Origin of the sequence: Bacteroides xylanisolvens XB1A (genome assembly GCF_000210075.1) — a bacterium.
GTDB classification, from domain to species: domain Bacteria; phylum Bacteroidota; class Bacteroidia; order Bacteroidales; family Bacteroidaceae; genus Bacteroides; species Bacteroides xylanisolvens.
In genome coordinates this window covers 2544233-2560616 of the sequence record NC_021017.1, presented here as the reverse complement: position 1 = coordinate 2560616, position 16384 = coordinate 2544233, and the positions used below count along the sequence as shown (strand labels likewise).

Below are 16384 nucleotides of genomic sequence, written 5' to 3'. Positions count from 1 at the left end.
GCGGTAACGAATGATTTTACCTTATTTCAGTCCTCGCTTTCACCCGTAATTCTCTCATTCATAACAGTTTTGGCTATAAGGTGAAATCGGTGAAACTTATGAATTAAAAGTTCATGTTACTGATCCGTATTAATAATAATTGTGATCTACTCATATATAAAGAAATCCCCTGTCGAACTAGCCGGCAGGGGATTCTGTCATTAATCAAATTAAGCTCTCGCTATTGAAATCTAGCAATTTCTAGTCTTTTAATTTTGCGATGATGAAGTCGCGGTTCAAGCGAGCGATGTTGCTGATAGAAATATTCTTCGGACATTCAGCTTCACAAGCACGAGTGTTTGTACAGTTACCGAATCCCAGTTCGTCCATCTTTGACAACATAGCTTTTGCCCGACGCAAAGCTTCCGGTTTACCTTGCGGCAGCAAGTTCAACTGGCTAACTTTTGCAGAAACGAACAACATAGCAGAACCATTCTTACATGCAGCTACACAAGCACCGCAACCGATACAAGAAGCAGCATCCATAGCTTCGTCAGCGATAGGTTTCGCGATCAGGATAGCGTTAGCATCCTGCGGAGCACCTGTGCGTACGCTTACATAACCACCAGCTTGCATAATCTTGTCGTATGCAGTACGGTCTACCATCAAGTCTTTGATGACAGGGAAACCAGCCGAACGCCAAGGTTCAACAGTGATGGTATCGCCGTCGTTGAAACGACGCATATAGATTTGGCAAGTAGTAGCACCTGTTGCAGGACCGTGCGGGTGTCCGTTGATGTAAAGAGAACACATACCGCAGATACCTTCGCGGCAGTCATGATCGAATACTACCGGTTCTTTTCTTTCGCTGATGAGCTGTTCGTTCAGAATATCCAGCATTTCGAGGAAGGAAGTATCACCGGGGATATCTTTCATTTGGTAGGTTTCAAAAGCACCTTTAGCTTTCGGACCAGCTTGGCGCCATACCTTCAGTGTAAATGATATATTTTTATCCATTTTCTTCTAATTCTTTTAAATGTTTAACTTCACCGATTAGCTCTTGTAGTTACGAGTCTGAACCTTGATAGCTTCGTATACCAGCGGTTCTTTGTGCAATACCGGAGCCTTTTCATCATCACCTTGATATTCCCAGCATGCTACATAGAAGAAGTTTTCGTCATCACGTTTTGCTTCTCCTTCTTCAGTCTGGTATTCTTCACGGAAGTGACCACCACAACTTTCGTTACGGTTCAATGCATCGTAAGCAACAAGCTCACCCATAGTGATGAAGTCGTACAGACGGATTGCTTTGTCAAGCTCTACGTTCATACCTTCCTTAGAACCGGGGATAAACAAGTTCGTTTCGAATTCCTTGCGGATTTCTTTCAGTTCGGCGATACCTTTCTTCAGGCCTTCTGCTGTACGTCCCATACCTACATATTCCCACATGACATGACCCAGTTTCTTGTGGATAGAATCAACAGATTCTTTACCCTGGATGCTCATGAACTTGTCGATCTTAGCTTGAACAGCTTTTTCAGCTTCAGCGAATTCAGGAAGATCGGTAGAGAAACGAGGAACAGTGATCTGGTCTGCCAGATAGTTCTGGATAGTGTAAGGCAATACGAAGTAACCGTCAGCCAAACCTTGCATCAATGCAGAAGCACCGAGGCGGTTTGCACCGTGGTCGGAGAAGTTACATTCACCGATAGCGAACAGACCCTTGATAGTGGTTTGCAGTTCGTAGTCTACCCAGATACCACCCATTGTATAGTGGATAGCCGGATAAATCATCATCGGATTATAATACTTTACGCCATTAATTTCTTTTGCCAGTTCTCCCGGATTAACGTCAGTGATTTCTTCATACATATCGAAGAGGTTACCATAACGTTGAAGAACAACGTCGATACCTAAACGGTTGATAGCTTCAGAGAAGTCGAGGAATACGGCCAAACCTGTGTTGTTTACACCGAAACCAGCGTCGCAACGTTCTTTAGCGGCACGGCTGGCAACGTCACGCGGAACCAGGTTACCGAATGCCGGATAGCGGCGTTCCAAGTAATAGTCGCGGTCTTCTTCCGGAATATCACTTCCTTTGATTTCGCCTTTCTGGAGTTTTACAGCATCTTCTTTCTTCTTCGGAACCCAGATACGACCGTCGTTACGGAGAGATTCAGACATCAAAGTCAGCTTAGACTGCTTGTCACCATGTACCGGAATACAAGTCGGATGAATCTGAACGTATGCAGGATTTGCGAATACAGCACCCTTGCGGTAGCAAGAGATAGCAGCTGTACAGTTACAACCCATAGCGTTAGTAGACAGGAAGTAAGCGTTACCATAACCACCGGTAGCGATTACTACAGCGTGAGCGGCGAAACGTTCCAATTCGCCTGTTACAAGATTTTTTGCGATGATACCGCGGGCACGTCCGTCAACGATGACAACATCCTGCATTTCATAGCGGGTATACAGTTTAACAGTACCTACGTTTACCTGACGGCTCAATGCAGAGTAAGCACCCAGTAGCAACTGCTGACCAGTCTGGCCTTTAGCGTAGAAAGTACGAGATACCTGTGCGCCACCGAAAGAACGGTTGTCCAGCGTACCGCCATATTCGCGAGCGAAAGGAACACCTTGCGCTACACATTGGTCGATGATAGCGTTAGACACTTCAGCCAAACGATATACGTTTGCTTCACGGGCACGATAGTCGCCACCTTTTACAGTATCGTAGAACAGACGGTAAACCGAGTCACCATCATTTTGATAATTCTTTGCAGCATTGATACCACCCTGTGCAGCGATAGAGTGTGCACGACGGGGAGAATCCTGAATACAGAAATTGAATACTCTGAAACCCATTTCACCAAGTGAAGCAGCGGCAGAAGCACCTGCCAGACCCGTACCCACAACGATGATGTCCAAACGACGTTTATTAGCGGGGTTCACCAATTTCTGGTGAGCTTTATAGTTGGTCCATTTCTCAGCCACCGGGCCTTCTGGAATTTTTGAATCTATCTTGATCATAATATTATTTACAATTTAATCATTTACAATTTACTATTTAGCAAGCACCGCCACAAATCAGTGTTTTCACGAAGAATACCACTACTACCAGTGCGAAACCGAGTACAACAATCGTAGAATAGATGTTAGAAATACATTTCCAACGATTGATCCATACTTTGTTGTTCCATCCCAGTGATTGCATAGAGCTCCAGAAACCGTGAGTCAGGTGGAACCACAAAGCAAACAGCCAAACGAGGTAAAGAACTACGTAAACCGGGCTAGAGAAAGTCTGCTGGATGTGATAAGCACCGTTAGCGGCATAAGCCAGCGTCAGTGTATCAGCGTGCATGCCCATGTTGTGCATCAGTTCCGGCAACTGCATTTTTGCCCAGAAGTTGAAGAGGTGCAAACCAAGACCTACGATAACGATCAGACCCAGCACCAACATGTTTTGAGATGCCCATTCTACAGTTTTTGGTTTGTCAACCACTGCATAGCGTTCGCTACCACGCGCTTTGCGATTCTGCATTGTCAGCCAGAATGCGTAGATGATGTGAATCACAAAAAGAGCGGCTAGTCCTGCGGTAGCCACTAACGCATACCAGTTTGCTCCCAGGAACTCACAAATCATGTTGTAACCATCAGCCGAGATGATTGCAACCAAGTTCATCGCCATGTGAAATGTTAGAAACAGGACAAGGGCGATACCGGTAACGCTCATCACCACTTTCCTTCCTACAGATGAATTACTTAACCACATAAATGATTGAATTTAAATTATTTAATTGTTAGAACTAAAATTTCGACGTTTTACACCTCTTACGGACTGCAAAAATAGGGGAAATAGATTGATTGAGCAAGGAATTAAAGAAATAATTCTTTAATAATGGATCAATGCGCCAATGTGTCAATATGCCAGCCAGTATGCGCGCATGGTGCAACTGATTGGCACATTAGTAGGATGGGACTGTTTATTGTACCTTTCCGATTTTCTCACCACCGGCTGCTTTTTTGCGTAAAGCGCGTGGGGTATCGCCAAAAGAGTCTTTACAGAAGTGTGCGAAATGCGACAGGGAGTCGAATCCGTATCTGTTACAGATTTCAGTGATTCGCATTTTGGTGTGTTGCAGGTCTTCCAGGATTCCTTCCCGTTTCTTTTCCAGTATCCATTCGTATACGGGCACACCATAGAGGTTTTTGAAAAGTCGGCGGAAAGTAGTGGTCGTATATCCTCCCAGATGCGCAAATTCTTCCACGTTCTTCACGTTGCTGTAATTCTGCATGACGAAATAGTGGAAACTTTCCGTATAAGTGCTGATCGGATAGAAGAATGAACCCAGTTGGGGCAGCGGATAGAAGTTGGTAATCAAGAAAACCAATTCTTTGCATTTTAAGTCGATATACTTGCTGCAAGGGTTTTCTTCAGCGAGGAATTCGGGCATACTGGTGACAAGGTGGTAAAGCCTTTCGCTCATAATCAGTGGAGTGTAGGTCAAAGGAGCTTCCGCCTGTTCCATCATTTCCCTATATCGGTCTTCGCAAAGCAAAGGCAGTTCGTTGAACCAGTAGACAACGTATTCAACATCTGTCAGTGCCAGTATTTCGACCTTGGAGCCAATAGCTTGCAAAACAATTTGTCTCTCGCGTAACGTTATTCCGGGATGCTCTTCGCTATTGATAAGTAATTCGCCCTTTATCATAAAAAGCATACAATTCTGCGTACACTTATCCTTGGGGATATGCTCTCCTTTAGGTAAGTTTCTATATACAAGGATATTCTCAACATTTTTTGGACATCCCGTACAGTTGGTATATTGTATGCAAAATGAATCTCCTGGCATGAGTTTTATGCGTGATTTATTATCTTAACGGAACAAAGATAGGCTTTTTTTGCGGAAAATGGAACTCTTTCTTTTATTTATGTTTTAGTAGAAACCTGCAAATATTATTCTTATCCCTTTGGATGATGTTAAAGAATTCAATATTTATCTGTTTTAAATTTCTGAATAGAAAACTTTATGTTGATTTTTGGAAGTATTATAGTTGTTTTTGAACATCTGTTTGCTTTTGATATGCGTATTTTTGCGATCTAAACGTTTTAATTATCAATCATTATGCTAATGCTAAGAAAAATTGTATTCTTCCTTTTTGTGTTTGTTGGATTATCATTGTTTGCACAACAAGACTATATGGTCAGTTCTTATGTGCGGGGTAATTTTTACAACCGTGGTCGTATTTCTACAGAAAGCTTGCGGGCAAGTAACGACCTTATTTTCTTGAATGTTCATCCTAATAAAGACGGATCATTGTCATTTGAGAATCCACGTGTATTTCAGGGAAAAGGGGTGACCACTTGGGAAGGTTTGATTAAATCGGTTCGTGCAAAAGTAAAAGGTACAAAAGTGAAAATACGTTTGGGTGCTTCCAGTGGCGAATGGAAAGCGATGGTGGCCGATGAGGCCGCTCGTACGACGTTTGCAAAGAACATAAAGACTGTACTGGAAAAGAATAAACTGGATGGCATTGATCTTGATTTTGAGTGGGCGGAAAATGAGAAAGAATATAAAGATTATAGTTTGGCTATCCTGAAGATGCGTGAAGTGTTGGGAGACAAGTATCTTTTCAGTGTATCTCTGCATCCTGTTTGTTATAAGATTAGTAAGGAAGCTATTGAAGCAGTTGATTTTATTTCACTTCAGTGCTATGGTCCTTCACCGGTTCGCTTTCCGATAGAGAAATATTGTTCGGATATACAGATGGTATTGGAGTATGGTATTCCGAAGGAAAAACTGGTGGCAGGAGTTCCTTTTTATGGGGTGACCAAAGATAATTCAAAGAAGACAGAGGCTTATTTCAATTTTGTACAGAATGGATTGGTTACGAGTCCTGCACAGAATGAAGTGATCTATCAGGGAGATACTTATGTGTTTGACGGTCAGGATAACATTCGTATCAAAACCCGTTATGCAAAGGAACAGAAGCTGAAAGGTATGATGAGTTGGGATTTAGCTACGGATTTGCCGTTAAGTGACAGCAGGTCATTACTAAAAACAATGACTGAAGAATTGAGGGAATGACTTAGTTTGCACGACTGCTGCTTGTAAATCCTTTTTATAGATGCTGCCTAACAGGCTCTGTTTTAATAGGTTCCTCCCCTCCTTTATTATAAATCAGATTTATAAAGAATGTGTTAAAACGTTTTTCTTTAGAGAAATACCCCTGCCGCAATATCTTCATTTGCAGGAATTTGTTCAGGAAATATGCCTCTACCAACAAGCATATCTCTGACTGCGACATTATTGTCAACATGTTCATTTTCAATGGCAGTTTGTCCGTATAGGTCTTTTTGCTGAACATTCACAGAGGTCATTTCTGCGGCAAAGTCTTTGGCTTTTATGCTGATGGTCGGAAGAAAATCAGCCAATGGTCGACTATCAGGTACGTCAAGTTTACGTTTTAGCATTTTGGTGTCCATGTGAAACAGTGCTTTATCTCCTTTGGAACGTATAATGGCGAATCCTTGATTGTCAACTCCTCTTTCATATAAAACACCCGAGAGAAGTTTCTCTGTCTCGGCTAGTTTGGTACGTGCTTGGACACGTTCATATTCTATTAAACGTTGCTCTACTAATTCTGCACGGCGCGTTTGTATTGCAAAGTAGTTTTGAGCAAAGGCAATTTCTTGCTTTCGAGAATCTCCATTTTGTGCTACCAGATAGCAGGCATAACGGGTCAGAAAGATGTTATCTACTTCTCTTTCAGCGCCTGAACCTAATATAACCATTTTGCTGACGTCAGCAAAATGGTATGCAATATTTTCTCCGGCATTTTTACATGTATCTTTTGCTTTCTATATGATAGACAGGAAGTTACGCCATTGAGAATATCCTAACAATGGATAAAGTTCTCTCGCACTCCAACATTCCACTTTGTTGTATTCGCAAACAATGCTCTCAAACTGCTTAAATAGCTCTTTTATTTCTTCTGATTTCATTTTATTTCTGTATTATGTTGGTTCCTTTTATTCATCTGTCTTTATCTCTGCCTTGCCATAATATCCTGGCATCGGCACATAAATCGGATTATAATAAGTATTGATATTCTTCAACTTCTTCTCCTCCTCTTTCAGCCGTTTGATTTGCCGTGCGGCAGTGGTAGGGGCAAAGCCGCACAATCCTTGAAAGTCGCGACGGGTTAATACAGGGTTGCTCTTGAAGTAGTTTGTCAGCAATTTGTCTATCTCGTCATTTGAAAGGACAGCCGAATGGGGTTTCAGTTTACTTCGCTCCACATGAACAACACTGACTGACCTTTTTAGTTTGGCATCCGCTTTAAAGCTGATATTGGCTTTGAGTTTTATCTGATTCGCTTTTAGTTTGGGCGAAGTGATAGGTTCTTGACTATTCAGCTTTATCTGGAAATAACCGATGCCATCCAGATGGACGCTTTGTCCTTCCCGAAGACGATCCCCCATAAAATGACTTAGGGATTCGAGAACTGACTTTACATCCCCTTCAGTTAGAGAAGTTGCTATCTGGATTTCTTTTGCCAAATAGTCTGTGTCAATGTGTTGGAAGTTGACTACACGTGCGTGATACACTTCTTTGTCTTCCTCATCCTTGGGACGGGGAGTCTTGTACAATTCAAATTGTATTGCCATTATTTATTTGTTTTTTGCCTTATACATTACTACGTACCTTTAATTTACCGTTGCAAGCCTATAAGGACATTGTTTTCTGTTGTTGCAAAGCTAATCGATCATCTTCGGACTTAGGGGGAGGGTGTTATATAGCTGTTGTTTGTTTGTTATCAAGCGGCTTTTATAAGTTATCCTGCCTTTATTCTTGGACTAAGGCATAGGGATAGTTGTCTTCCGGTGCCTTTATCATTAGTTTCCCACGGCCGTGGAGAGATCTCTTCATGGCTGTGGTAGTATCTTTCCACGGCCGTGGTAGGAATTCGCCACGGCCATGAAGAATGAACTATATCGGTAACAAAGATAAACTATATCAGGGAGAAAAGCAAACTATCTCTGCTTGTTTGAGGTATTTATACGCCTTGTTCTATCTGATAGATATAGGGCAGGGGAGAATTAAACTATTCAACAAAAACAAGCTATCTTATGCATATAGGGCCTTTATTCGGCTATTTTGTAGATGATAGATAACCTGTTTTTGCTGGTAAAAGTATGATAGATACCTTTTTTAAAAGCTATCTGTCATACTTATTTCTTTGATAATGAGAAGAGTATCAAAATGAATGATACTTATGATAGATATTTTTTCACTATAGTGAGTATATATGTCCACCGAACTGAAAAATGATGTCTTATGATTGTTTACTGAATACCTTATTTCAGCTTCTTCTGATACTCATCCGAATTCAGTATCTCCAGCGCCTTTTGTATACTCTCATTGGTGGTATTCATTACCCGGAAATATTCGTTCATATCCCAAAGGTCACGGGCTATCAGTGCTTTAAGCTGTGTTTTGATGAGAGGGAGCGACTTCTGATATTGTTCTTCATTAAATTTCACTCCTTCTTTCTCTCCTATTTCTTTTAAAGTGGCGAGCATATTATCATCAACGACGAACTTCTCATCAAACGATTCGAATTTCTTGTATTTGTTTTTCAACTCTTTCCGGTGCCCTTCGATAAACTGCATGGTGAATTTAATCACAGCTCCTTTAGCCACCAGATTACGGTGATAATCCGTATAAAGAGTAGTATCGATAGGTACGAAATAATCCGGCATGATACCCCCTCCGCCATAAACAGTGCGTCCTAGCTTCTTGGTTTGTACTTTCAGTGAATCCGGGAAGTGAATACTGTCAGCATTCATCAGTTCACCGTGGTTGAAACGTTCTATCAGATCCTTGTTGTAATCGACAGTACTGTCGTACGGTTTCTGGATGGAACGTCCCGATGGAGTATAATAGCGCGCAATAGTCAAACGAATCATGGAACCGTCCGGCAGGTCGATAGGACGTTGCACCAATCCTTTGCCGAAAGAACGGCGTCCTACGATAATTCCTCTATCCCAATCCTGCACTGCACCGCTGACAATTTCGCTGGCGGAAGCCGTATATTCATCTACCAGGATGATAAGGCGTCCATTACGGAAATCTCCGTTTCCTTTGGCGTAGAAATCACTGCGTTTGGCAGTCCGTCCTTCCGTGTAGACAATCAATTCTTTTTGCCCCAGGAATTCGTTGGCAAGGTCGATGGCTGCATTCAGGTAACCTCCTCCGTTTCCTTGCAGGTCGAGAATCAGGTCCTTCATACCTTGTTTCTGAAGGCTTGTCATTGCTTTCTTGAATTCTTCGGCAGTGGTTGCTCCGAAGCGGTTGATGCGGATATAACCTGTTTTAGGCTGAATCATGTAAGAAGCATCGAGGCTAAGGATAGGTATTTTATCTCTTTTCACTGTGAACAATAAAGGATCTTGCACGCCACGACGAACGATAGTCAGGTTGACTTTAGAACCTTTCGGACCACGAAGACGCTTCATAATATCTTCCGTACTCATTTTCACTCCGGCAATGGCGCTGTCATTGACCGCAACAATACGGTCACCGGCAAGGATGCCGACTTTTTCGGAAGGTCCGTTGCTGACGGGTTGCACTACTAACAGGGTATCTTCAATCATCTGAAACTGAACTCCAATACCTTCGAAGTTACCTTGAAGAGGTTCGTTCATTTTCTTCACTTCTTCTGCGTCCGAGTAAGTAGAGTGCGGGTCGAGTTGTGCCAGCATCTTGATGATGGCTTCTTCCACCAACTTGTCTTCATCTACTTTGTCTACATAGAAATGGGAGATTGCGAACTCTGCCATTTGTAGCTTGCGCATGGCTTCAGAACCGAAATTTTGGGCCTGTAAGGCTGATACTGCCCACAGGCAAGCCAAAAGGACGTATATTTTAATCTTATTCATAATCTTACTTTATATTAATAGCCGAGTATTAACAACCGGGTACAGATACGCCTGCATCCTTCTCAACTCTCCATTCTCAACTTTCAACTTATCCTCATTCCTTTGGGAATAAACTGGCTGATATCTTTATTATAAGTCAATAATTCGCGTACAATCGTCGAGCTGACGCAAGTCAGTTCCGGTTCTGTGAAGAGCAGGATGGTTTCAATGCCTGCCAGTTTGCGGTTGATGTCCGCAATCGTTTCTTCATACTCGAAATCTTTCACTGTACGGATACCGCGGACAATAAACCTGGCCCCTACTTCCTGCGCAAAATCAATGGTCAGACAGTCGTAGGACATCACTTTTATACGAGGCTCATCCTTGTAAAGCTCCCGAATCATTTCCTCTCTTTTCTCAATGGGAAAGTATGTATTCTTGTTCTCATTGATACCGATTCCTATCACGATTTCGTCCATAAAGGTGAGTGCACGTTCCACTACCGAATAATGTCCGATGGTGAAGGGGTCAAAAGTACCCGGGAATATTGCTTTTCTCATGATGCCAAGTCTTCTTCTATAACCAGATTGTCTATAATAAAGTTCTGTCGTTCCATGGTATTTTTGCCCATGTAGAATTCGAGTAGTTCTTTTACCGCATCCGTTTTGCGCAGTGTCACCTGCTCCAGACGCATATCTTTACCAATGAAATGTTTGAACTCATCCGGTGAGATTTCTCCCAAACCTTTAAATCGGGTGATCTCCGGATTCGGTCCTAGTTCATTGATAGCATTGATGCGTTCTTCCTCGCTGTAGCAGTAATTTGTCTTTTTCTTGTTGCGTACACGGAACAAAGGCGTCTGCAGGATATATACATGTCCTTTCTTGATGAGATCAGGGAAGAATTGCAGGAAGAAAGTAATCAGCAACAGGCGGATGTGCATACCGTCCACATCGGCATCGGTTGCTACGATTACTTTGTTGTAGCGTAATCCTTCAATACCATCTTCTATATTCAGGGCTGCTTGAAGCAGGTTGAATTCCTCGTTCTCGTAAACCACTTTTTTGGTCAGTCCGAAAGAGTTCAATGGTTTACCACGGAGACTGAATACTGCTTGGGTGTTGACATCACGACTTTTGGTGATGGAACCGCTTGCAGAGTCTCCCTCGGTGATAAAGATGCAGGAGTCTTCCTCCAGTCCTTTGCCTTTCGGATCGTTGAGGTGTATGCGGCAGTCACGTAGTTTGCGGTTGTGCAGGTTGGCTTTCTTGGCACGTTCACGGGCAAGTTTCGTTACCCCTGCAATGGCTTTACGCTCCTTTTCAGATTCTTGTATCTTTTGTTGAATTGCTTCGGCTATGTCCGCATTCTTGTGCAGGAAGTTGTCCACTTCCTGTTTGATAAAGTCGCCTACATACTTATTGACCGTTACGCCACCGGGAACCATATTGGTAGAACCCAGTTTAGTTTTCGTCTGACTTTCGAAGATCGGTTCTTCCACATTGACGGCAATGGCGGCAACCAATCCATTACGGATATCGGTGTAGTCCATGTTCTTGTTGAAGAACTCTTTGATGGTACGGGCAATGTGTTCTTTGAAGGCACTTTGATGCGTACCACCTTGGGTAGTATGCTGACCGTTGACGAAAGAATAATATTCTTCTCCGTATTGTCCGGTATGCGTGAAGGCGATTTCGATGTCTTCCCCTTTCAGGTGGATGATCGGGTAAAGCCCGGTTGCCGTCATGTTGTCGTTCAAAAGGTCTACCAGACCGTTGCGCGACAAGATACGGTGTCCGTTATAGATGATAGCAAGCCCCGTATTGAGATACGTGTAGTTACGTAGCATTGTCTCAATAAATTCGGGCTTGAAACAGTAATTCAGGAATAGTGTATTATCCGGTTCAAAGAAGATGTAAGTTCCGTTTTCTTCTTCGGTATTCTTTGTCTCATCGGTCAGTAAGTTTCCTTTTGAGAAAGTGGCGATACGCACTTTGCCGTCGCGGTAACTGCGTACCTCGAAACGGGAGCTTAAAGCGTTGACGGCTTTCACACCGACACCATTCAGTCCGACACTTTTCTTAAATGCCTTGCTGTCGTATTTACCACCGGTATTCAGCATGCTGACAGCCTCGATGAGTTTTCCCTGTGGGATGCCTCGTCCGTAGTCGCGTACACTGACACGAAGGTTTTCTTCAACGGTAATCTCGATTTTCTTACCGGCTTGCATTTTGAACTCGTCAATACTGTTGTCAATTACTTCTTTCAGGAGGACATAGATTCCATCTTCGGCATGTGCACCGTCGCCCAGCCTTCCGATATACATACCGGGGCGTGTGCGTACATGTTCCATGTCACTCAAGTGGCGGATGTTGTCGTCAGTGTACTCTACTGCATTGTTGTTGTCTACAGGTATCAATTCGTTCTCTTCCATAGCTGTTTTTTTATTTTATCTCTTTGATGAACGCACGGCGGCGCTTATGTTGTTGAGTCTCAAAGTAATCCCATTGTGCCTGAACTTTTCCATTCAGTTCCAGTTCGGGGTTGCTTTCCGCAAAGATAAAACCTAATTTTTGATAAACTGGAATTAAATCGGAAAATAACAAAGCGTTAACACCTTTATTTTGATATTCCGGTTTCACTGCAACGAGTAGCAGATCAAGCATTTTGGCACGACGTTTCATGAATAATGCCTTTAACAGATAGAACCATCCGAGCGGCAACAGACGTCCGTTTGATTTCTGTAAAGCTTCAGCGAGAGATGGCATAGAGATACCTACACAGACTAGTTCATCATTGGCATCAGTAATCAGTGTAACCATCCGTAAGTCAAGGATCGGCAGATACATTTTCACGTATTGGTCGATTTGCCGCTGTGTCAGCGGAGAATAACCATAAAGTGGACTATATGCTTCGTTCATCAGTTCGAAAATCTTCTGTCCATAGTCTTTGGCTATCTTTCTTCCGGAAGTATATTTCTTTATCTTAAGGTTGTATTTTCGTTGGATCAGTTCGGAGATACGCTTATGTTTGTCGGGAATAGCATCCGGTATGTAGATTTTGTATTCCACCCAGTCGGCATCTTTCTCGAAGCCCAGTTTTTCCATGTGTATTGGATAGTACGGGTAGTTGTAGATAGTGGCCATGGTGCTAAGCTGGTCGAATCCTTCGATCAGCATTCCTTCCGCATCGAAATCAGTAAATCCGAGAGGACCGGCAATATGAGTCATACCCCGTTCTTTTCCCCATTCTTCCACTGTTTTGATAAGTGCGGATGATACTTCGGGATCGTCGATGAAGTCTATCCATCCGAAACGAACGTTTTTACATTCCCACTTCTTGTTTGCCTGGTTATTGATAATTGCAGCTACACGTCCTACTATTTTATCGTCCCGATATGCGAGGAAATAATCAGCTTCACAGAATTCGAATGCTGCATTTTTCTTCTTGTTGAAGGTGTTGAGCATGTCGTCATAGAGGTCAGGCACAGAGTAAGGGTTGCCCTTGTACATTCTGTAATTGAAACGGATAAATTTCTTAAGCTCTCTCTTTGTGGAGACTTTCTTGATTGTAATAGCCATATCTCGTATTTATGATTTGAGGAGGCAAAGATACGTGATAATCTTTAAATTACAACGCGCTAGAAAGAGAAAATATAGTCTCTGGACGATTAGGGAGTGGACTGTAAATATGAAGAATACCGGAAATGATGATAATACATTCATTTCCGGTATTCTTTTTCTATTTTTCGTATGCCGTTTATAGGCTGATGTGTCCTTCGAATGGAGAAGCAGGTAAACCGGCTGCATTGTATAAGTTAGCATCATCGGGATTATCTCCCCAAGCATATCGTACAGAGATCGGTTGCTGTATTTCCTTATTCCATACTATTACTTTATTGTTTTCGATTTTAGCCTGTGCCCATTGGTATTTTCCATCTGCGCCGGCAATGGCGAATCCTGATAAATAGCCATATTTATTACGAGCTACTAGTTGCTCTTCACAAGCGTCAAAGGTGATCTCCAGTGTATCTCCAATTCTTTTTACCGACTGGAATATCGGGCCGGTGCAAACAATAGAGTTATATCCGTAATCATTGTGAAGAGCATGCAAAGCAAGTCGTTTACCTACATCTTGTTTGTTGCGGGGATGTATGTCATTTTCTTCCCCGATGTCTATAATGACGGCCTGTCCTGTATGTGGTAAGGCCAGTGTCTTCGACTGTGCAGCCCTCAGGTTTGCCCAATGGCTCTCGGAAGGCTGCTTGGCCGGAGACATGAAGCTGGCTAATTGAACCCAATAGAATGGGAATTCGTTATTCCATTTGTTTCTCCAGTCTTTAATTAAAGCCGGAAATAAATCAATGTATTCGTTGGCACGAGCGGCATTGTTTTCTCCCTGATACCAGATCACCCCTTTCATTCCCAGACCTACCAGCGGATGAATCATTGCGTTGAATAGCAAAGAAGGAAAAGCGTTAGGACCGTATTCTACATAATCATATTGTGCACTCGATACTGCTACTTTATATTTCCAATTATCACACAAAGGGAAAATCCGGTTGTTAACTTTCAGGTATACTTCATCTTTAGGGCCATATAGTCCGCCTCCTCCACGATGGTCGGATATTTTAATAGTGACGGTATTTTGCTCCTTTAATACTTCTGCCGGGATCTTGTATAGACGTTTCAGATCATATCCTATCGTACGTCCTACTTCGTGTCCGTTAATCCAGGTGATGTCATCGTCGTCGATAGTGCCGAGACTCAATTCTGCATCTTGTCCTAAACAGTTGGCCGGTATGGAAAACTGATAAGTAAACCATACAACTCCATCTATACCGGATAACTCTTCATTTGACCATAATGACGGAACAATATGCTCTTTCCAGTTTTCTGTAGAGGTGTTTTCTGAATACCATTTCTCTTTTTCTCCCGGTTCATTTATGATGGCTTGTTCAAATTCCTTTTTGACTTTGTCACTGTGTTTGATGTATTCTTCGAATTCAGAAGAACGCATACGGGCTAATGATTTTTCATATTTTGGAAAATGATCTATCACTTCCATACTCATCCAGGTCTCAATGTCCGTACCACCCCACGAGGAATTAATGAATCCGATAGGAATATTGAGTTTTTGGTATAATTCACGCGCAAAGAAATAGCCGACAGCTGAAAAATTAGAAGCGGAGGCGGGTGAACATACTTCCCATTTACCTTTTAAGTTGGTTTTAGGAGTGTGTCCCATTTCTTGAATTACGTTGAATGAACGGATTTGAGGGTAATTGGCAGTTGCGACTTCTTCGGTAGCATGATTAGCGCTACGCAGACGAAACTCCATATTTGACTGTCCGCTACAGATCCATACTTCACCGATTAAAATATCTGTAAATGATAAAGTCTGCTTGGGGCTTTTTACATTTAGAGTATACGGTCCACCGGCTTGCATAGGAGGTAGGCTGACTGACCATTTCCCATTTTTATCGGTTCGGGTACTCTTTTGAGCATTTCCTAATGTTACGCTAATTCGCTCACCGGCACTGGCAGTTCCCCATATATTGATTGGCTTCTCACGTTGCAGCACCATGTGGTCTGAAAAGAAAGAAGGTACGGAAAGCTGTGCCATTATTTGTGATAGGACAAATAGCAAGCAAACTGTTAATGATAGAAGTTTTTTCATCCGATGAGTATTTGGTGATTATTCATTAATATATTCTTTGGGAAGCAATATCTTACGAAGCGTATCGGCAAAGATTGCAGCCATGCGCTGTTGAATAAATGAATGTTCTCCATGTGGCGGATGCCATCCAAATACTTCTCCATGAGTCTCTTGTGAATCCCCAGTGTAAATTAGGCTATATTGTTTTCCTGTAACCGGATGTTTCTGGTTTTTGGAGAATCCGATGTATCTGTCGAATTCTACTACCGGGAATCCCCATTTTTCTGCCAGTTTTCGGACCGAAGTGTTGAATATCGGACGACTGTCATGCCAATGAGTACATAAGACAATAGAAGCAGGTTTCCCATAAGGAGTGTTGTAATATCTGGATTTTGGATTGAATTTCTGGTTATAACAGTCTGATATGTAGCGCTTGATGACATAATCATAGCAAATGGCATAGTCGGAAGCATCAAAAGGAGTTTTATAATCCTTGTAGTTCTCTTTTAAGTTTGCTTCGTTATATACGTCTTTTTCATGTACTTGCATCAAGACGAATACATCAATGTTATCGAACTCTTCCGGGGTATAGAGAGTGCCGTCCAGCATTTTATTTGCAGTGTGAGCAATAGATTCTGCACTTACAGCCCGATTGATGGGGATGGCGTGAAGGGCACGACATCCCATTTCAAACCACTTATTGTTAGGTTCGGCAAAAGATGCTCCGGATAATAAAATGGTATAAGTGTCTTTATTTTGGGCTATTCCTGCTAAAGCGAGCAGGCAAATGAATGTGAATAAGGTGATTCTTTTGTACAT

Annotated in this window: 12 protein-coding genes and 1 pseudogene; 1 reads left to right on the top strand and 12 read right to left on the bottom strand. The window is 42.4% G+C overall.

Annotation, left to right across the window (positions count from 1 at the left end; all coding sequences use genetic code 11):
* Positions 1-240: 240 nt before the first annotated feature.
* The 4 genes from BXY_RS10290 to BXY_RS10275 all read right to left on the bottom strand — a co-directional run bounded on the left by BXY_RS10290 (position 241) and on the right by BXY_RS10275 (position 4835).
* Positions 241-996, bottom strand: a complete 756-nt coding sequence (locus BXY_RS10290) for a succinate dehydrogenase/fumarate reductase iron-sulfur subunit (protein WP_004298485.1) — start codon at positions 994-996, stop codon at positions 241-243.
* Positions 997-1032: 36 nt separating this feature from the next.
* Complete coding sequence (locus BXY_RS10285) at positions 1033-3012, bottom strand: fumarate reductase/succinate dehydrogenase flavoprotein subunit (protein WP_004311072.1); 1980 nt, start codon at positions 3010-3012, stop codon at positions 1033-1035.
* Between the two features lie 37 nt (positions 3013-3049).
* Entirely contained in the window at positions 3050-3754 is a 705-nt protein-coding gene (locus tag BXY_RS10280) for a succinate dehydrogenase/fumarate reductase cytochrome b subunit (RefSeq protein ID WP_004298481.1), read from the bottom strand.
* A gap of 211 nt (positions 3755-3965) precedes the next feature.
* Positions 3966-4835, bottom strand: coding sequence for a helix-turn-helix domain-containing protein (locus tag BXY_RS10275; protein ID WP_015531837.1), 870 nt, complete (start codon positions 4833-4835; stop codon positions 3966-3968).
* A 273-nt stretch (positions 4836-5108) separates the two neighbouring features.
* On the opposite strand from BXY_RS10275, the gene BXY_RS10270 reads away from it, so the two are divergent.
* Positions 5109-6071: a glycoside hydrolase family 18 protein gene (locus BXY_RS10270; RefSeq protein WP_008023391.1), complete on the top strand. Its 963-nt coding sequence runs from the start codon at positions 5109-5111 to the stop codon at positions 6069-6071.
* 128 nt (positions 6072-6199) lie between these two features.
* Here the strand turns inward: BXY_RS10270 and dinD are convergent.
* The 8 genes and pseudogenes from dinD to BXY_RS10230 form a co-directional block, all read right to left on the bottom strand.
* Positions 6200-6988, bottom strand: a pseudogene (gene dinD / locus BXY_RS10265) (DNA damage-inducible protein D).
* 27 nt (positions 6989-7015) lie between these two features.
* A complete protein-coding gene (locus BXY_RS10260) occupies positions 7016-7654 on the bottom strand; it encodes an HU family DNA-binding protein (RefSeq protein WP_008023386.1) in 639 nt (212 codons plus the stop codon).
* 690 nt (positions 7655-8344) lie between these two features.
* A complete protein-coding gene (locus BXY_RS10255) occupies positions 8345-9928 on the bottom strand; it encodes a S41 family peptidase (protein ID WP_008023384.1) in 1584 nt (527 codons plus the stop codon).
* A gap of 83 nt (positions 9929-10011) precedes the next feature.
* The gene (gene coaD, locus BXY_RS10250) at positions 10012-10467 is read right to left on the bottom strand and encodes a pantetheine-phosphate adenylyltransferase (protein ID WP_004311084.1); all 456 of its coding nucleotides are present in this window, start codon (positions 10465-10467) and stop codon (positions 10012-10014) included.
* Complete coding sequence (locus tag BXY_RS10245; protein ID WP_004302623.1) at positions 10464-12341, bottom strand: DNA topoisomerase IV subunit B; 1878 nt, start codon at positions 12339-12341, stop codon at positions 10464-10466. The genes coaD and BXY_RS10245 overlap by 4 nt, the downstream gene beginning before the upstream one ends.
* Before the next feature lie 10 nt (positions 12342-12351).
* Complete coding sequence (locus BXY_RS10240; protein WP_004302622.1) at positions 12352-13488, bottom strand: GNAT family N-acetyltransferase; 1137 nt, start codon at positions 13486-13488, stop codon at positions 12352-12354.
* A gap of 178 nt (positions 13489-13666) precedes the next feature.
* On the bottom strand, positions 13667-15586 hold the full coding sequence (locus BXY_RS10235) for a sialate O-acetylesterase (protein WP_009038863.1): 1920 nt from the start codon (positions 15584-15586) through the stop codon (positions 13667-13669).
* 18 nt (positions 15587-15604) lie between these two features.
* Entirely contained in the window at positions 15605-16384 is a 780-nt protein-coding gene (locus BXY_RS10230; RefSeq protein ID WP_009038864.1) for a DUF5040 domain-containing protein, read from the bottom strand.